The sequence below is a fragment of the Kitasatospora sp. NPDC038210 genome (assembly GCF_055600605.1).
Genome location: NZ_JBVJYK010000014.1, coordinates 85595 through 102828, shown reverse-complemented (window position 1 = coordinate 102828; position 17234 = coordinate 85595). Strand labels below are relative to the sequence as shown.

At 72.5% G+C, this 17234-nt stretch carries 17 protein-coding genes and 2 tRNA genes; 14 read left to right on the top strand and 5 right to left on the bottom strand.

What is annotated here, in order from left to right; translation table 11 throughout:
• Positions 1 to 10 precede the first annotated feature (10 nt).
• The gene (locus ACZ7KX_RS27035; RefSeq protein ID WP_470328732.1) at positions 11 to 466 is read left to right on the top strand and encodes a hypothetical protein; all 456 of its coding nucleotides are present in this window, start codon (positions 11 to 13) and stop codon (positions 464 to 466) included.
• A gap of 61 nt (positions 467 to 527) precedes the next feature.
• Here ACZ7KX_RS27035 and ACZ7KX_RS27030 read toward each other — a convergent pair whose 3' ends face one another.
• Together ACZ7KX_RS27030 and ACZ7KX_RS27025 are read right to left on the bottom strand one after the other, a co-directional pair.
• Positions 528 to 1097, bottom strand: coding sequence for a CGNR zinc finger domain-containing protein (locus ACZ7KX_RS27030; protein WP_350521284.1), 570 nt, complete (start codon positions 1095 to 1097; stop codon positions 528 to 530).
• Positions 1098 to 1526: 429 nt separating this feature from the next.
• Complete coding sequence (locus ACZ7KX_RS27025; protein WP_030056266.1) at positions 1527 to 1940, bottom strand: SsgA family sporulation/cell division regulator; 414 nt, start codon at positions 1938 to 1940, stop codon at positions 1527 to 1529.
• A 195-nt stretch (positions 1941 to 2135) separates the two neighbouring features.
• Here ACZ7KX_RS27025 and ACZ7KX_RS27020 point away from each other — a divergent pair, with 195 nt between their 5' ends.
• The 3 genes from ACZ7KX_RS27020 to ACZ7KX_RS27010 all read left to right on the top strand — a co-directional run bounded on the left by ACZ7KX_RS27020 (position 2136) and on the right by ACZ7KX_RS27010 (position 3022).
• Positions 2136 to 2594 (top strand): TIGR02611 family protein, encoded by a 459-nt coding sequence (locus ACZ7KX_RS27020; protein WP_470328731.1) that lies wholly within the window; start codon positions 2136 to 2138, stop codon positions 2592 to 2594.
• 78 nt (positions 2595 to 2672) lie between these two features.
• Positions 2673 to 2744, top strand: a tRNA-Val gene (locus tag ACZ7KX_RS27015).
• 206 nt (positions 2745 to 2950) lie between these two features.
• A tRNA-Val gene (locus tag ACZ7KX_RS27010) sits at positions 2951 to 3022 on the top strand.
• A 79-nt stretch (positions 3023 to 3101) separates the two neighbouring features.
• Here the strand turns inward: ACZ7KX_RS27010 and ACZ7KX_RS27005 are convergent.
• Positions 3102 to 3869 (bottom strand): exonuclease domain-containing protein, encoded by a 768-nt coding sequence (locus ACZ7KX_RS27005; protein WP_470328730.1) that lies wholly within the window; start codon positions 3867 to 3869, stop codon positions 3102 to 3104.
• 169 nt (positions 3870 to 4038) lie between these two features.
• On the opposite strand from ACZ7KX_RS27005, the gene ACZ7KX_RS27000 reads away from it, so the two are divergent.
• The 4 genes from ACZ7KX_RS27000 to ACZ7KX_RS26985 all read left to right on the top strand — a co-directional run bounded on the left by ACZ7KX_RS27000 (position 4039) and on the right by ACZ7KX_RS26985 (position 8493).
• The gene (locus ACZ7KX_RS27000; RefSeq protein ID WP_470328729.1) at positions 4039 to 4593 is read left to right on the top strand and encodes a DUF4365 domain-containing protein; all 555 of its coding nucleotides are present in this window, start codon (positions 4039 to 4041) and stop codon (positions 4591 to 4593) included.
• 32 nt (positions 4594 to 4625) lie between these two features.
• Positions 4626 to 5783: a hypothetical protein gene (locus ACZ7KX_RS26995; RefSeq protein ID WP_470328728.1), complete on the top strand. Its 1158-nt coding sequence runs from the start codon at positions 4626 to 4628 to the stop codon at positions 5781 to 5783.
• A gap of 88 nt (positions 5784 to 5871) precedes the next feature.
• Complete coding sequence (gene thrS / locus ACZ7KX_RS26990) at positions 5872 to 7851, top strand: threonine--tRNA ligase (protein ID WP_470328727.1); 1980 nt, start codon at positions 5872 to 5874, stop codon at positions 7849 to 7851.
• A gap of 81 nt (positions 7852 to 7932) precedes the next feature.
• The gene (locus ACZ7KX_RS26985) at positions 7933 to 8493 is read left to right on the top strand and encodes an HIT family protein (protein ID WP_097238679.1); all 561 of its coding nucleotides are present in this window, start codon (positions 7933 to 7935) and stop codon (positions 8491 to 8493) included.
• Positions 8494 to 8565: 72 nt separating this feature from the next.
• Here the strand turns inward: ACZ7KX_RS26985 and ACZ7KX_RS26980 are convergent, their stop codons facing one another.
• Positions 8566 to 10212 carry a hypothetical protein gene (locus tag ACZ7KX_RS26980; RefSeq protein WP_470328726.1) on the bottom strand — a complete coding sequence of 549 codons (1647 nt, stop codon included), beginning with the start codon at positions 10210 to 10212 and terminating at the stop codon, positions 8566 to 8568.
• A gap of 205 nt (positions 10213 to 10417) precedes the next feature.
• On the opposite strand from ACZ7KX_RS26980, the gene ACZ7KX_RS26975 reads away from it, so the two are divergent.
• Complete coding sequence (locus tag ACZ7KX_RS26975; RefSeq protein WP_470328725.1) at positions 10418 to 10843, top strand: thiol-disulfide oxidoreductase DCC family protein; 426 nt, start codon at positions 10418 to 10420, stop codon at positions 10841 to 10843.
• A 120-nt stretch (positions 10844 to 10963) separates the two neighbouring features.
• Here the strand turns inward: ACZ7KX_RS26975 and ACZ7KX_RS26970 are convergent, their stop codons facing one another.
• Complete coding sequence (locus ACZ7KX_RS26970) at positions 10964 to 13012, bottom strand: elongation factor G-like protein EF-G2 (protein WP_470328724.1); 2049 nt, start codon at positions 13010 to 13012, stop codon at positions 10964 to 10966.
• A gap of 255 nt (positions 13013 to 13267) precedes the next feature.
• Here ACZ7KX_RS26970 and pgsA point away from each other — a divergent pair, with 255 nt between their 5' ends.
• The 5 genes from pgsA to ACZ7KX_RS26945 all read left to right on the top strand — a co-directional run bounded on the left by pgsA (position 13268) and on the right by ACZ7KX_RS26945 (position 17192).
• Positions 13268 to 13915, top strand: coding sequence for a phosphatidylinositol phosphate synthase (gene pgsA, locus ACZ7KX_RS26965; RefSeq protein WP_470328829.1), 648 nt, complete (start codon positions 13268 to 13270; stop codon positions 13913 to 13915).
• Between the two features lie 16 nt (positions 13916 to 13931).
• Positions 13932 to 14909 (top strand): phosphatidylinositol mannoside acyltransferase, encoded by a 978-nt coding sequence (locus tag ACZ7KX_RS26960; RefSeq protein WP_470328723.1) that lies wholly within the window; start codon positions 13932 to 13934, stop codon positions 14907 to 14909.
• A 40-nt stretch (positions 14910 to 14949) separates the two neighbouring features.
• Complete coding sequence (locus ACZ7KX_RS26955; protein WP_470328722.1) at positions 14950 to 16134, top strand: glycosyltransferase family 4 protein; 1185 nt, start codon at positions 14950 to 14952, stop codon at positions 16132 to 16134.
• Positions 16135 to 16234: 100 nt separating this feature from the next.
• Positions 16235 to 16603, top strand: coding sequence for a 5-carboxymethyl-2-hydroxymuconate Delta-isomerase (locus ACZ7KX_RS26950; protein ID WP_470328721.1), 369 nt, complete (start codon positions 16235 to 16237; stop codon positions 16601 to 16603).
• A 43-nt stretch (positions 16604 to 16646) separates the two neighbouring features.
• Entirely contained in the window at positions 16647 to 17192 is a 546-nt protein-coding gene (locus ACZ7KX_RS26945) for a LemA family protein (RefSeq protein ID WP_257032868.1), read from the top strand.
• Positions 17193 to 17234 lie beyond the last annotated feature (42 nt).

Below are 17234 nucleotides of genomic sequence, written 5' to 3'. Positions count from 1 at the left end.
GGGTGGCCCCGTGCTGAGCGCGGCGATCAGCTTCATGCTCACGGCGGGCGGCGTGGCCGTCGCGGGCCTGCGGGCCTACAAGCGGCGCTTCCTGTCGGCGACCCGCTGGTTCGCGGTCGCCCTGGTGCCCGCCGGGCTGTACCTGACCGGGCTGTTCCCGCTGGCGAGCACGATCGGCCGGGCGTTCACCGACTGGGCGGCGAAGCTGGTCTTCGACCCCCGGGTGTGGACCGGCGTCGTGCTGCTCGCCGTCTCCGCGGTCCTGCTGGTCACCACCCGCTGGGTGGGCCGCCGGGGTGCCGTCGAGGCGCCGCGGGAGCGCCCCGCGGCCGCCGGACCGGCGCCCGAGCGTCCGGCGGTGGCGCCGGCCCCCAAGGCGCCGAAGAAGCCGGCCGGGGGCAAGCGCGACGACGGCCTCGGCGACTTCGCCGACATCGAGGAGATCCTCCGCAAGCGCGGCATCTGACCGCCGGAGCCGGACACGGGGCCCGTACGGGGAGTCCCGCGGCGCCGCACGGTCCCGTGGATCAGGACGAGGGGACGGCCTCCGCCGAGCGCTGCCGGGCCCGGTAGGCGGCGACGTGCAGCCGGTTGCCGCAGGTGCGGCTGTCGCAGTAGCGCCGGGAGCGGTTCCGGGAGAGGTCCACGAAGACCCGGGCGCAGTCCGGCGCCTCGCACCGGCGCAGCCGCTCGCGCTCGCCGGCCATGAGGATGAAGGCCAGCGCCATGCCCAGCTCGGCCGCCAGGTGGTCGCCGAGCGCGGCGTGCGGCGCGAAGTAGTGGATGTGCCAGTCGTGGCCGTCGTGGTCGGTCAGCCGGGGCGTCGTCCCGGCGGCCGCGACGATGGCGTTGACCAGTTCGGCGGCCTCCGCGGTGGACTCCGTCCCGAACACCTCGCGCAGCCGGGTCCGCAGCTCGTGCACCCGGCGCAGGTCGTCCTCGGTCAGCGAGTCGATCTCGCTGATCTCCTGGCGGACCACGAAGGCGTCGAGCGCGGCGACGTCCGGCAGCCGCTCGGCGCCGCACACCTCGGGTGCGGTGTTGAGCAGCTCCACGAGGATGCTCAGCGCGCACTCGGTGTCATGGGTGATCAGCACGTTGGGGACTCCTCGCGCAGGGGACTCCGATACCCCGCGTCCACGGTTACCCCAGACCATACCGGGCCTTGTGCCAGAAGGGCGGCGCCTTCTTTCGAAGGCGTGTACGGATCCCGTCAGAGCATCCGAAACCGGGCGTCGCCCGCCGATCCGGACCCCGGGCGGACGTTCGAAGCCCGCATCCGTGTGCGACCCCGGGAAGACGTCGACGCCCGGCACCGAGGCCGGCCACCCGAACGGGGTGGCCGGCCTCGGTGCCGGGCGCCTGCGGTGCTGCGGGCCCGCTCCGGTGGGAACGGGCCGTCCACCGGCCCCGAGACCGCGTCGTGCGCGGCTGAGTGCGCTGCCGTGCCCCCGAGTAGGACGGCTGCGATGACGGCAGGGGGATCGACCCCGCCGACGGCGGGGCGTGACCTCCTCCGGTCGGGGTCAGCTTTCGGCGAGGATGTGGGACAGCTCCCGGTCGAGGTCGAAGTGACGGTGTTCGGTGCCGGGCGGCACCGCGGCGTCCGTCCGCTTGAGGAACGACTCAAGCGCCCGGGCCGGGGCCTCCAGCAGGGCTTCTCCTTCCGGAGAGCTCAGCGCGATGCAGACCACCCCTTGCCCGTGACTGCGCGACGGCCACACCCGGACGTCGCCGGTACCGGTGGGTCGGTGCAGCCCCTCCGCGAGGAGATCTCGGGCGAACACCCACTCCACGGTCTCGTCGGCGCCCGTGTGGAACGTGGCGTGCACGGCGTAGGGGTCGGCGGTGTCGTAGCGCAGGCCCGCGGGGACGGGCAGTGAGGACTCGCTGGACACGATGAGGCGCAGGTGCAGCTCGCAGCTGACCGTGGTGTTCATAAGCGCCATGGCCTTTCGCTCAGTGTGCGCTCGGGGAATCGCACGTCGGCGAACGGACCATCCCACCCCCAAGACCGATGTAAACCCCTCTGTCCCGATTCGGGCGCGAGTCGTACCCCTGACGGCGCATTGCGGAATCGCCCCGGAGCGGCCGGGCCCGGCATTACCGAGGCACTTCTTGGTTAGTTTCCTGGCATGACTGTGCGAAACGACAAGACGGCCGGGAACACGAGAACGGGTGAAGCGATCACGCCGGATGACGGACCCCCCGACGGGGGCCGGGCGGTCGGCTCCCTGGCCCCGGCCTTCGTGCGCCGCTCCCGCGCGCTGCACCGGGCCTGGCAGGTGGCGGTCTTCCTGGCCGGCCTGGCCGTGGTCGGGCTGGGCGTGGTGCTGCTGCCGCTGCCCGGGCCGGGCTGGGTGGTGATCTTCCTGGGCATGGGGATCTGGGCCACCGAGTTCGTCTGGGCCCGGCTGGCCCTGCACTGGACCCGCCGCAAGGTCGCCGAGGCGGCCCACCGGGCCATGGACCCGCGGGTGCGCCGGCGCAACCTGACGATCACCGCCGTCGTGCTGGCCGTCGCCGTCGCGGCGGGCGGCTGGTACCTCGCCCGGTACGGCCCGGTCGTCCCCTGGCAGCTGGACGGGAGGTGAGCCGCCCGGGTCCGGGGCGGGGGGCAGGGAGGGTGTTCGGACCACCCTCCGGGATGCGGTAATGTTTTCCCTGCACCCGGGCGATTAGCTCAGCGGGAGAGCACTTCGTTCACACCGAAGGGGTCACTGGTTCGATCCCAGTATCGCCCACCGGAATGCATTGTGATATGTGAGGCCCAGCCGATTATCGGCTGGGCCTCACGTGTTTTTCCGGAATCCCTTCGAGGAGTCCGGTAATCGACTGAGGCGCAGTCACCTTCCGTGCGGAGCGCGAGTTCTGCGGATGCGTCGGCGCACCTCGGAAGGGCGAGTTGTACGACGACCTCCGAATGGTGCTACAGTTCATCTCGTTGCCCGGGCGATTAGCTCAGCGGGAGAGCACTTCGTTCACACCGAAGGGGTCACTGGTTCGATCCCAGTATCGCCCACCGGACAGCACGCAGGCCCTGACCAGGAAACCGGTCAGGGCCTGCGGCGCGTTCCGGGCCCGGTGCGCCGGGCCGCCCGCTACGCCGCCGCCTCGCAGCCGTGCTCCGGCTCCAGCTGCCGCCCGCAGCCGCAGCGGGCCGGCCGCAACGGCCAGGACGGGTCCACCCGCTCCGCCACCCCCGAGCGGTCGAACCAGCCCTGCAGCCCGCGCGCCTGCGCCGCGTGCCAGACCGCCTGGCGCAGGTGCAGCTCCGCCGGCGTCAGCCCGCCGACCGCCGCCGGGTAGCGGGCACCTATGCACCGGGTCAGGCCCAGCGCCGCCGTCGCGTCCGCCGCCGCGTCGTGCGCCCCGGCCAGCTCCACGCCGTAGTGCGCGCACAGGTCGGTCAGCGTCCGGCGGCCCTTGCGGTAGCGGTCCACGTGCTTGTCCAGCACCCGTGGATCCAGCACCAGCAGCCCGGCCGCCGCCAGGCCGCCGACCGGCGTCAGCCCGTGGTGGCGGCGCAACTCGCGGTCCAGCAGCGTCAGGTCGTACGGCGCGTTCATCACCACCACCGGGTGCCCGGCGCGGGCCTCGGCCGCCAGCGCGCGGCTGACCTCCGCCACCACCGCGCGGGCCGGGCGGCCGTGCAGCCGGACGTGCTCGTCGGTGATGCCGTGCACCGCGCGGGCGCCGTCCGGGATCGGGACGCCCGGGTCGGCGAGCCACGTGGTGGTCCGCACCGGTGCGCCCGGGGCGAGTTGGACGACCAGGGCGGCCGAGACGATCCGGTCGTTCTCCACGTCCACGCCGGTGGTCTCGGTGTCGAAGGAGGCGAGTGGGCCGGTGTACCAGTGCTGCTGCATGACTGCCCCTCAGGCGTGTGTTCCGCGCCCGGTTGATACCCGGTTCTGACGGACCTTCAACCCGTTTGGCCCAGGTCGGACCGGGGATCCTGCCCATGACTGTCCCGTTCGAATCGACCGGCCCGTTCGAAAGCCGGACGGGCCCGCAGCCGGGGGAGGCCACGGGGCGATGGCACTGACACAGCCGCAGCCCGAGGAGGCGGCGGCCGTCCTGCGGGGGAACCTCGCGGTCACCGCCTGCATGGAGACGCTGCAGGTCGGCTACCTGCACGCGGTCGCCGCCGCGGCCGGCTGCTCGCTCTCCCAGCCGTTCCCGGACAACGGCATCGACTGGCAGGTCAACCACGGCTCGCGGGCGCACCAGGTGGACGACGAGGTCACCATCAAGATCCAGCTCAAGGCCACCCAGCAGATCGCGCCCGACCCGGCCGGGCGCTTCTTCGGCTTCACCCTGGACAACGACCACCTGCGCAAGCTCGCCCGGTCCCGGGTCGCCGTGCCCCGGATCCTGGTCGTGATGCTGCTGCCGAGCCGGGTCGACCACTGGCTGCGGGCCCGCCCGGACGCCCTGGAGCTGCGGCACTGCTGTTACTGGGTCAACCTGGCCGGCCACCCCGTCACCGGACAGCGGCGCACCAACGTCCGGGTGCCCACCGACAAGGTCTTCGACGACCGCGCGCTCTGCGACATCATGGCCCGGGTCGGCGCGGGCGGCAGCCCGTGACCGCCCGGCCCCGGCAGCGAGGAGCCGACCCCATGACACCGCCGCACGGACCGGGCGAGCCGCCCCTGCCCGACCCGGCCACCGTCGACCCCGCGGTGCTGACCACCCTGCTCGCCCGGCACGGCTGGATCCGCCGCGGTGGCCCGGCCGCCCGGTACGGCCGCTGGACCCCGCCCGACGGCGAGCCCGGCACCAGCCTCCTCGTCCCGGCCGCGGACGGCTTCGACGACGCCGTCGAACTCCTCACCGACGCCGTCACCGCACTCTCCCGCTCCCGCACCCCCTCGGCCCGCTCGATCCTGCTCGCCCTCGCCGTCCCCGGCGACGAACTGCGCTGGCGCCGCGAAGCGCCCGGCCCCGCCGGGGCCACCCCCTGGGACGACGCCGAGCGGCTCCGCCGGGCGGCCCGCGGGATGCTCGCCGCCGGGGCCAAGGCCGCCCGCGCCAGGGCCGCCTACTTCGGCGCCCGGCTGGACGGCCCCGCCGCGGACTTCCTGGACCGCGTCCTGGTGGTCGAACACGGTGCCGCCCTCACCGCGTACACCCCCGCCCCCGAGGGCCGCGCCGCCGTCACCACGCTGGTGCGCGCCCTGGAGGCGCTGCGCGACGCCGTCGACTACCGCCGGGTCAGCGGCGGGCCCGAGGCCTTCGAGAACGCCGTCCGGGCCGGGGTCAGCCGGGAGCTCGTCCAGTCCGTCGGGGAACTCGTCCGCGGCACGACGGCGGCCCGGCTCACCGTCGCCTGGTCACCCGCCGCCGGAACGCCGGGCGGCTTCGGCGACCGCCGGATCGACCTCGACTTCTCGCCCGGCGACCTGCCCGCCCTGACCGAGGCCGCCGACCTGCTGGAACGGATCGAGCCCGCAGTCGCCGTCACCGTCGTCGGCGTCGTCACCCGGCTCAAGCGCGCCGACCCGGCCGGCCCCGGCTCGGTACGGCTGCGCGTCCTCACCGGCGCCGAGGTCCGCGAACTCAAGCTCCGGCTTCCCGACCCCGACTACCGGCTCGCCGCCGAGGCCCACCTCGCAGGCCTGCCGGTCCGGGTCTCCGGCCGGCTGGAGCGGCACGGCGGTTTCCGCCGACTGACCCGCCCGCACGGACTGGAACCGTGCGGCTGGGAGGAAGGGGACCGCGAGCGCCTGCTGAAGTCGCTCGGGGAGAAGGCGGACGGAGGGGGAGAAGGGGCGTAGGTGGACGGCGGGGGCGGCGCTCTCGGTACCATCGTCACGCGCAGCGCTGTGCTGCGTCCTCTGAAATCCAGTACGTCAGGAGAGACCGGTGACGGACGTCCGGGTAATCATCAGCCGCGAACCCGATCGGGAAGAGCGCGTGGTGACGACGGGCACCACGGCCGCCGAGCTCTTCGCCGACGACCGCTCGATCATCGCCGCCCGCGTCGCCGGCCAGCTCAAGGACCTCGCCTACGCCGTCCAGGACGGCGACGAGGTCGAGCCGGTCGAGATCGGCAGCAAGGACGGCCTCGACATCCTGCGCCACTCCACCGCGCACGTGATGGCCCAGGCGGTGCAGCAGCTCTACCCCGAGGCCAAGCTCGGCATCGGCCCGCCGGTCAAGGACGGCTTCTACTACGACTTCGACGTCGAGAAGCCCTTCCACCCCGATGACCTCAAGGCCATCGAGAAGAAGATGCAGGAGATCATCAAGCGCGGGCAGAAGTTCTCCCGCCGCGTGGTCACCGACGAGTCCGCCCGCGAGGAGCTGGCCGCCGAGCCGTACAAGCTGGAGCTGATCGGCCTCAAGGGCTCCGCCGCCACCGCCGGCGAGGGCGCCGACGTCGAGGTCGGCGCCGGCGAGCTCACCATCTACGACAACCTGGACGCCAAGAGCGGCGAGCAGTGCTGGGGCGACCTCTGCCGCGGCCCGCACCTGCCCAGCACCCGGCACATCCCGGCGTTCAAGCTGATGCGCAACGCGGCCGCCTACTGGCGCGGCAGCGAGAAGAACCCGATGCTGCAGCGCATCTACGGCACCGCCTGGCCGACCAAGGACGAGCTCAAGGCCCACCTCGACTTCCTGGTCGAGGCCGAGAAGCGCGACCACCGCAAGCTCGGCAACGAGCTCGACCTCTTCTCCATCCCGGAGGAGATCGGCTCCGGCCTCGCCGTCTTCCACCCCAAGGGCGGCATCATCCGTCGGGCGATGGAGGACTACTCGCGCAAGCGGCACGAGGAAGAGGGCTACGAGTTCGTCTACACCCCGCACGCCACCAAGGGGAAGCTCTTCGAGAAGAGCGGCCACCTCGACTGGTACGCGGACGGCATGTACCCGCCCATGCAGCTCGACGAGGGCGTGGACTACTACCTCAAGCCGATGAACTGCCCGATGCACAACCTGATCTTCGACGCGCGCGGCCGTTCGTACCGTGAACTGCCGCTGCGCCTCTTCGAGTTCGGGACGGTGTACCGCTACGAGAAGTCCGGTGTGGTCCACGGCCTCACCCGTGCCCGCGGCTTCACGCAGGACGACGCGCACATCTACTGCACCCGCGAGCAGATGGCGGAGGAGCTCGACTCCACGCTGACCTTCGTGCTCAACCTCCTTCGCGACTACGGTCTGACCGACTTCTACCTGGAGCTGTCGACCAAGGACCCGGTGAAGTACGTCGGCAGCGACGAGACCTGGGAGGAGGCCACCCGCGTCCTCGCGAGCGTGGCCGAGAAGCAGGGCCTGCCGCTGGTGCCGGACCCGGGCGGCGCGGCCTTCTACGGCCCGAAGATCTCGGTGCAGGCGAAGGACGCCATCGGCCGCACCTGGCAGATGTCGACCATCCAGCTCGACTTCAACCTGCCGGAGCGCTTCGACCTCGAATACACCGCGGCGGACGGGTCGCGCCAGCGGCCGGTCATGATCCACCGCGCGCTGTTCGGCTCGATCGAGCGGTTCTTCGCGGTGCTGCTGGAGCACTACGCCGGTGCCATGCCGCCGTGGCTGGCCCCGGTCACCGTGACCGGCATCCCGATCACCGACGAGCACGTGCCGTACCTGCTGGAGGTCGCGGCCGAGCTCAAGAAGCACGGGATCCGGGTCGAGGTGGACACCTCGGACGACCGCATGCAGAAGAAGATCCGGAACGCTCAGAAGACCAAGGTTCCGTTCATGCTGATCGCCGGCAACGACGACGTCGAGGCGGGTGCGGTCTCCTTCCGCTACCGCAACGGCGAGCAGAAGAACGGCGTCCCGGTCGCGGACGCAGTCGCCGAGATCGTGGATGCGGTGAAGAACCGCATCCAGGTGTGATCCGGTAGCACGACCGTCACGCGCGGGGCAGGCTCTCGATGAGTCTGCCCCGCGCGGCTTTGCATCCACCGTCGGGCGAATATGCTGATCAGCATGACGACTGAGCCGGAACTGCAGCGGGGCGTCGGTGAGCCGGACGGCTTCCGCCGCTTGTGGACCCCCCATCGGATGGCGTACATCCAGGGTGAGAACAAGCCCACCGGCCCGGCTCCGGACGACGGTTGTCCGTTCTGCTCGATCCCGTCGCTGAGCGACGAGGACGGGCTGGTCATCGCCCGGGGCAGCGCCGTGTTCGCGGTGCTGAACCTGTACCCGTACAACGGCGGGCACCTGATGGTGGTCCCGTACCGGCACGTGGCCGACTACACCGACCTGGACGAGGCGGAGACGGCCGAGCTGGCGGACTTCACCAAGAAGGCGATGACCGCGCTGCGGGCGGCCTCCGGGGCGCACGGGTTCAACATCGGGATGAACCAGGGCGCGGCGGCCGGTGCCGGGATCGCGGCGCACCTGCACCAGCACGTGGTGCCGCGCTGGGGCGGGGACACCAACTTCATGCCGGTGGTCGGCCACACCAAGGTGCTGCCGCAGCTGCTGGCGGACACCCGGAAGATGCTGGCCGAGGTCTGGCCGCAGGGCTGATCCGGAGAACGCGGAAGGGGCCCGCCACCGAGGAGATCGGTGGCGGGCCCCTCCGTCCGTCGTGGGCCGGGCTCAGCCGGCGTTGAAGGTGTCGACGTCGTACGGCCGGGGGCTCTGCGCCTCGGACTTGATGATCGAGGTGCGGTTCTTGAAGAAGCGGTCGGCGTCGAGGTCGTGCTCCTCCAGGAACTCCAGCGTGGCGGTGTGGACCGCGTTGAGCACCGGGACGGAGGCGTTCATGGCGTTGTCGACCATGGAGCGGTTGTCCCAGGCGCGGCCGGCCCAGACGTGCCGCAGGCCGAACGGTTCGGGCAGGCCCAGCCCGCCGCCGAGCCAGCCGAGCAGGCCGGGAATCCGGTAGAAGGGGGCGCGGACGGCCTGGCGGACGACCTCGTCGTTGTCGATCAGGGGGAGCTTGACGGTGCGGTCCTCCCAGAACTTCACCGTCTTGGAGACCGTCTTCTCCTTGTCCTTGGGCTTGTCGAAGAAGACGCCCTTGACCGGGCCGAGCGCGTAGCCGGCCACCGAGATGGTCAGCACGTTGGCCAGCAGGGTCACCGTGATGGTGAAGGTGAGGACGAGCTTGCCGTCGTGGGTGATGAACTGGGTGGCCAGGTAGTGCCGGGGGCCGCCGGAGAACGTCTGCTTGTCGGCGATGCTCTGCACGGCGAAGTCGCGCATCCGGTCGCCGTCCATGTCGGCGTTGCCTGGGCGGCTGATCTCGTCGGCGCCCTCGCCGATGTCGAAGACCACCCACTGCTTGATGGTGACGTTGGGCATGCCGCTGTTGGCGACGTGGCTGATGCCGAGGCCCTTGAGGTGGGTGGAGATCCGGCGGACCAGGTCCCAGGGGTGGAAGGCGCGGAAGTCGACGTGGCCCTCGGCGGGGTGCAGGGTGTCGGCGAGGCGCCACTCTCCCCAGCGGCGGCCGGCGCCGAGGATGCCCTTGGGGCCGGCGTAGTGGTGGACGTTGGTCTCCTGCTCGGCGTCCAGGCGGCCGAGCTTGTCGCGCAGGTCGACGGCCTTCTTGTCGAGGTCGTCGCGGGGGACGGCCTTGGCGACGGTCGCGGCGACGGCGGAGCCCTCGACCAGGGACTGCCAGCGGGCGCGCAGGTCCTTGGCGGAACGCTCGACGATCCGGCGGGCGAGGTACCAGCCGATGACCGGGGCGAGCATCGTGATGCGCAGGTAGATGCCGAGGACGCCGGCGGCCGGCGGGCGCAGCACGAGGAAGACGGCGAGGGCGGCGGCCAGCGCGAGGGTGATGCCGCCGTAGACGCCGGCGTTCTTCGGGTTGTCCCGTTTGAGCCAGGCGCGCACATTGAAGGCGGCGAGCCAGACCAGGGTGCCGGGGAGGAAGAGTCCGCCGGCGACCAGGGTGACGGTGGTGAGGTGGCGGTCGCGGGTGTTGCGCAGTTCCTCGGCGGCCAGGCAGTGCTCGACGACCTGGCGGGTGTCGACGCCGAAGGCCGGGACGATGGGCTTGCGGTCGCCGCCGAGGGCGCGGGAGACCAGCGCCTTGCTGAACGCCTCGCCGAGGTTGGGGCGGAAGAGGGCGAAGCGGCCCTTCTTCTCCTTGGCCTCGGTGACGGCCGTGACGAAGCCGCCGATCTCGCCGTCGCGGTAGGCGGCCGAGGAGAGCGCCTGGGTGACGGCGGTCTGCGGGCCGGCGTCGGTCCGGGGTATCTGCGCGCCCGGGGTCATGTCGAGTGTGGTCACGGTGGCGTCCCCTCCTCCCCTTGTCAGCGGCAGGTTACCGTGCCGCGGCCCCCGGGCGCGGATGATCGTCTGAAGTACCGTCACGATCGAGCCGTACCGGGGCTGAGAGGCATGATGCCCGGGTTCGGGTGCATCGATACCCGCCGGAGCGGTCCGGAGTGGGGTGGAGGAGGATGGTGGTGGGGACGAGGAAAGGGGAGCCGTTGTGAAGGATCCGGTGCTGGTCTTCGACGGGGACTGCGCGTTCTGTTCGTCGTGCGTGCGGTGGGCGGAGCGGTACCTGCGGCAGACGCTGGCCTCGGGGGGCTGGGAGGCGGTGGCGTTCCAGTTCGCGGACCTGGCGGCGCTGGACGCGCTCGCGGGCGGTCGGGGCGAGGTGTCGGCCGAGCGGGCGGAGCGCGAGGTGCTGTGGGTGACGCCGACCAGGCGGGTGTACGGGGGCGCACAGGCGGTTGCGCGGCTTCTGATGCGCTCCGGCGGCGCGTGGGCGTACCTGGGCGCGGTGTTGACGGCGGCGCCGGTGCGGCCGGTGGCGGGTGTGGTGTACCGGTGGGTGGCGCGGAACCGGCACCGGATGCCGGGGGGTACGGCGGCGTGTGCGCTGCCGAACCGCGGGGCCGTCCGGTCGTGAGCCCGTCCGGCGGGCCCGTTCGGTCGCGAGCCCGTCGGTGGTGAGCCCGTCGAGGGTGAGTCCGCCCGGCGGCAAGTCCGCCCGGTGGTGGGGCCGTTGGGCCGGTGCGCCGGTCGGTGGTCAGTCCGTGTAGCGCTCGGCCAGGGCGGTGGGCATGGGTTCGTGGCGCAGGTAGGCGCGGGAGAACTCGGCGGTGCCGTGGGTGAGGGAGCGCAGGTCGACGGGGTAGCGGACGAGTTCGAGTTCGGGGACCTCGGCACGCAGCAGGGTGAGGCCGGTGCCGCCGGTCTCGGTGCCCAGGACGCGGCCGCGGCGGGCGGAGAGGTCGCCGAGGACGGCGCCGAGGTAGTCGTCGGGCAGCAGGATGCTGACGGCGGCGACGGGTTCGAGCAGGCGGATGACGGCGTGCTCGGCGGCGTCGCGCAGGGCGAGGGCGGCGGCGTTCTGGAAGGACGCGTCGGAGGAGTCGACCGAGTGGGCCTTGCCGTCGGTGAGGGTGACCCGGACGTCGACGAGCGGGTACCCGGTGGAGACGCCCTTGGCGAGTTGGGCGCGGATGCCCTTCTCCACGGAGGGGATGAAGTGCTTGGGGACGGCGCCGCCGACGACGTGTTCCTGGAACTCGAAGCCGGATCCGGCCGGCAGGGGCTCGACTTCGAGGTCGCAGATGGCGTATTGGCCGTGGCCGCCGGACTGTTTGACGAGGCGGCCGTGGCCGGCGGCCGCGGTGCCGAAGGTTTCGCGGAGGGCGACCTTGGGGGCGACGGTGTCGACGTGGACGCCGTGGCGGGTGCGCAGGCGGTCGAGGACGACGTCGGCGTGGGCCTCGCCGGTGCACCAGAGGACGAGCTGGTGGGTGTCGGGGTTCTGTTCGAGGCGTAGGGCCGGGTCCTCGGCGGTGAGCCGGGTGAGGGCCTGGGAGAGCTTGTCGTCGTCGGCCTTGCTGTGGGCTTCGACGGCGATCGGCAGCAGGGGCTCGGGGAGCGTCCAGCCGTCGAGGTCGACGGGGTGGCCGGGGTCGTGGACGGTGTCGCCGGCGCGGGCGCTGGTGAGCTTGGCTGCGCAGACGAGGTCTCCGGCGACGGCGTGCGGGACGGGGCGCTGGAGCTTGCCGAACGGGCTGGTGAGGGCGGTGACGCGTTCGTCGCCGTTCTGGGCGGCGGTGTGGGCCGGGCCGACGAGGTGGATCTTGGTGTCGGGGCGCAGGGTGCCGGCGTACAGGCGCAGCAGGCTGATCCGGCCGACGTAGGCGTCGCCGGTGACGCGGACGACCTGGGCGGCGAGGGGGGCGTCGGGGTCGCAGTCCGGGCCGGGGCGGGTGCGTTCGGTGGGGTTCGGGAAGGCGTGGACGACGAGGTCGAGGAGTTCGGCGGCACCGAGGCCGTTGTCGCTGGTGGGGACGGCGGGGTGGAGGGTGCAGTCGAGGACCTCGCGGCGCAGTCCGGCTTCGAGGGAGTCGGTGTCGAGGGTGTCGCCGGAGAGGTAGCGCTCCATGAGGGTGTCGTCCTGGCCGGAGATGGCCTCGACGAGGCTGTCGTGGGCGGGGCCGGTGTCGGGGAGCGGGGTGGCGTCGCCGTAGGTGTCGCCGGTGAGGAGGTCGACGCTGCCGTCGGGCCGGCCGTCGTGGAGGACGGGGAGGAAGAGCGGGCGCAGGGTGTCCGGGCCCAGCCCGAAGGCGTCGTGGCAGGCGGTGAGGATCTCGTCGAAGCCGGTGCGGGCGAGGTCGAGCTTGGCGACGGCGATGGCCCGGGGGATCCCCTCGGCGGCGCACTCGCGCCACAGGGCACGGGTGGGTGCGGTGACGGGGTCGGTGGCGGAGACGACGAAGACGGCTGCGTCGGCGGCGTGCAGCGCGGCGCGCAGGTCGGCGGCGAAGTCGGGGTGGCCGGGCGGGTCGATCAGGTTGATCTTGACGCCCTTCCATTCGAGGGGCAGCAGCGAGAGCTGGACCGAGCGTTGCTGCTGGTGCTCGATGTCCTCGTGGTCGGAGACGGTCGTGCCGTCGGTGACGCGGCCCGCGCGGCCGGTGGCGCCGGCGGCGTGGGCGAGGGATTCGGCGAGGGTGGTCTTCCCCACACCGCTGGAGCCGATGAGGACGACGTTGCGCAGGTCCCGGGGGCCGGTGACGGCGGGTGCCTGGCCGGCTCGTGCCGTGCTGCGGTCGGGCATCGGGGTCTCCTCCCGTGGCGCCGAGGCTGTCCATCGCAGTCTAGGACCGGGTGTCGCGGAGGCGCGTGTCGTACGGCCGCTCGGTGACCGTGCGTGTGCGTGCCGTGGTGGGTGCGTCGCGCGGCGGTGCGTGCGGTGGAGCGCGTCTCCGGCGTGGCTACGATGGGTGCGCCGGACGGGCTTATCCGTCGGGCCGTCTGCCGTGTCGTGTTGCGCCAGGCGGGTATCTGGGAGATCGGAGCGGCTGGGAAGGCCATGCTCAACAAATACGCGCGTGCCTTCTTCACACGTGTTCTGACCCCGTTCGCCGCGTTCCTGATCCGGCTGGGCGTGAGCCCGGACACCGTGACGCTGGTCGGTACGGCCGGTTCGGTGGCCGGTGCGCTGGTGTTCTTCCCGCGTGGGGAGTTCTTCTGGGGCACCATCACGATCACGCTGTTCATCTTCTCGGACCTGGTGGACGGCAACATGGCCCGTCAGCTGGGCCGGAGCACGAAGTGGGGGGCGTTCCTCGACTCCACGCTGGACCGGGTCGCGGACGCGGCGATCTTCGGCGGCCTGGCGATGTGGTACGCGGGCAAGGGTGACAACAACCTGCTGTGCGCGGTGGCGATCTTCTGCCTGGCGAGCGGCCTGGTGGTGTCGTACACGAAGGCGCGGGCGGAGAGCCAGGGCCTGCCGTGTGACGTGTCGGGGCTGGTGGAGCGGGCCGAGCGGTTGGTGGCCAGCCTGGTGGCGGCCGGAGTCGCGGGCCTGCACCAGTTCGGTGTGCCGTACGTGGAGTGGCTGCTGCCGGTGGCGCTGTGGCTGGTGGCGGCGGGCAGTCTGGTGACGGTGTTCCAGCGGATGCTGACCGTGCGCCGGGAGGCGTTCGAGGCCGACCGAGCGGCGGCCGGGAGCTGATGGGGGGCGTCCTGCGGTGACGGACCGACTGGTGTACTGGGCGTACGCGCTGGGCTGGGGGCTGCTGAAGCACCTGCCGGAGCGGGTGGCGCGCGGGCTGTTCGAGCGGCTGGCGGACTACGCCTGGCGCAAGCGCGGCAAGCGGGTGCTGCAGCTGGAGGCGAACCTCCGGCGGGTCCGTCCGGAGCTGGACGAGGCCGCGGTGCGGTCGCTGTCGCGGGCCGGGATGCGCTCGTACCTGCGGTACTGGATGGAGTCGTTCCGGCTTCCGGTGTGGAGCCCTGAGCGGGTGGCCCGGGACGTGCAGGTCGAGGGCTTCGAGCACCTGCGGGAGGCGATGGAGTCCGGTCGGGGCGCGGTGATAGCGCTGCCGCACATGGGCAACTGGGACCTCGCGGGCACCTGGGTCGCGCAGCAGGGCTACCCGTTCACGACGGTCGCGGAGCGGTTGAAGCCGGAGCGGCTGTTCGACCGGTTCGTCGAGTTCCGGGAGGGCCAGGGCATGGAGGTCCTGGCGCTGACCGGCGGTTCGGTGAACGTGATCGGCACGCTGGCGCGGCGGCTGCGCGAGGGCCGGCTGGTGTGCCTGGTGGGGGACCGGGACCTGTCGGAGGCGGGCATCGAGGTGTCGTTCTTCGGCGAGGCGACCCGGATGCCGGCCGGTCCGGCGGCGCTCTGCCAGCGGACCGGGGCGGCGCTGCTGCCGGTGACGCTCTGGTACGACGGTCCGCTGCTGCGGGCGCGGATCCACCCCGAGGTGACGGCCCCCGAGGGGGACGACCGCAAGGAGCGGGCGCGGGCGATGACCCAGGCGATGGCGGCCGTGTGGGAGCGGGACGTCCGCGAGTACCCGCAGGACTGGCACATGCTGCAGAAGTTCTGGCTGGCCGACCTGCCGGTCCGTGAGACGGTGAAGGAGTCCTCCGCGGTGCGCGCGGATGCGGCACCCGCGGCCGGGGCCCCCGAGCCCGCGGCCGAGGCCTCCGGGTCCTGAGCCCGGCCCGTACGACTGTCCGAAGGAGCTTGAGGAACCCGTGAAGATCGGCATCGTCTGCCCGTACGACTGGGACGTCCCCGGCGGGGTGCAGTTCCACATCCGGGACCTGGCCGAGCACCTGATCCGTCTGGGGCACGAGGTCTCGGTGCTGGCGCCGGCCGAGGACGACGAGGCGCTGCCGCCGTACGTGGTCTCGGCCGGGCGGGCGGTGGCAGTGCCGTACAACGGGTCGGTGGCGCGGCTGAGCTTCGGCATCCTGTCGGCGGCGCGGGTGCGGCGGTGGCTGCACGACGGTCGCTTCGACATCCTGCACGTGCACGAGCCGGCCTCGCCGAGCCTGTCGATGCTGGCGGCCTGGTCGGCGACCGGGCCGATGGTCGGGACCTTCCACACCTCGAACCCGCGCTCGCGGGCGATGATCGCGGCCTCGCCGATCCTGCAGCCGGGCCTGGAGAAGATGCGGGCCCGGATCGCGGTGTCGGAGTACGCCCGGCGGACCCTGGTCGAGCACCTGGGCGGGGACGCGGTGGTGATCCCGAACGGCGTGGACGTGGGCTTCTTCGCGGACGCCGAGGCGGACGAGCGCTGGATGGGTCACGCGGCGAAGGGGGAGCCGGGCACGATCGGCTTCATCGGACGGATCAACGAGCCGCGCAAGGGCCTGCCGACGCTGCTGGCGGCGCTGCCGAGGATCCTGGCGGAGCGGCCGGGGGTGCGGCTGCTGGTGGCGGGCAAGGGCGACGAGGACGAGGCCGTCGCCGGCCTGGCGCCCGAGGTGCGCCGGCAGGTGGAGTTCCTCGGCATGGTGAGCGACGAGGAGAAGGCCCGGCTGCTGCGCAGCGTGGACCTGTACGTGGCGCCGAACACCGGTGGCGAGAGCTTCGGGATCATCCTGGTCGAGGCGATGTCGGCGGGTGCGCCGGTGCTGGCGAGCGACCTGGACGCGTTCAAGCAGGTGCTGGACGGCGGGGACGCCGGTGAGCTGTTCCCGGTGGAGGACGCGGACGCGCTGGCCCGTACGGCGCTGCGGCTGCTGGGCGATCCGGCCCGGCTGGAGGAGCTGCGGAAGGCCGCCTCGCGGCACGTGCGGCGCTTCGACTGGTCGACCGTGGGCGCGGACATCCTGGCGGTGTACGAGACGGTGACGGCTGGGGCCGCGGCGGTGGTCGAGGAGGACGAGCGCAGCGGGCGGCGCGGCCGGTTCGGGCTGGCCAGGGACTGATCGGGGGCCGGCCGGGCGCCGCGGTGGGGCCGTGGTCGGCCCGGCCGTCGGTGGGGTTAGGGTCGGGCGACCGTACCGCTTCACCGCATGGGGGAAACCGATGCCGCAGATTTCCGTGGACTACTCGGCCAGCCTGGCCGGCACCTTCGACCGCCGTGGGCTGGGCCTGGCGATCAACCGGCTGGCGGAGCGGACGATCGACGCCAAGCCGGAGTCCTGCAAGACGGTGTTCCGGCAGAGCGAGGAGCTGGTGGTCGGCACCAGTGGGGTGACGGGGGACGTCCAGGTGTTCGTGGAGTTCCAGATCTTCCCGGGGCGGACGCCGGAGGCGAAGGCGGCGCTGAGCGAGGGCGTGTTGGAGCTGGTGGCCCGGTTCGTGCGGCCGCGGCCCGGGAGCCGGCTGTTCACCGCGGTGAACGTCGCCGACATCGATCGGGAGTGCTACCGCAACGCCGTCGCGGTCGGCTGACGCCGGTCGGGCCGGCCGGTGACACCCGGTAACGTAGCGGCCCGTGACTACCTGGATCTGGGCCGGCGTGGCCGTGGTGCTCTTCGGCATGTACCTGAGTTGGACGGCCGGCCGGTTGGACCGGCTGCACGCCCGGATCGACGCCGCGCGGGCGGCGCTGGACGCGCAGCTGGTCCGCCGGGCCTCGGTGGCGATGGAGCTGGCGACGTCCTCGCTGCTGGACCCGGCGGCCTCGCTGCTGCTGCTGGACGCGGCGCACGCGGCCCGGCAGGCCGACGACGAGCAGCGCGAGGTGGCGGAGAGTCAGCTGAGCCTGGCGCTGCGGGCGGTGCTGGAGGAGCCCGAGCAGGTGGCGGCGCTGGTGGCCGAGCCGGGCGGCGAGGACGCCGTTCGTGATCTGACGGCCGCGGTGCGGCGGGTGCCGATGGCCCGTCGGTTCCACAACGACGCGGTGCGGGCGGCGCGTGCGGTGCGTGAGCACCGGTTGGTGCGGTACTTCCGGCTGGCGGGCAAGGCGCCCTTCCCGATGGCCTTCGAGATGGACGACGCTCCGCCGCCCGCCCTCACGCCCGAGGGGGCGCCTGCTTAGGGTGTCCTCGGATACGGCCCGATTGTCGTATCCCGTCGTCCC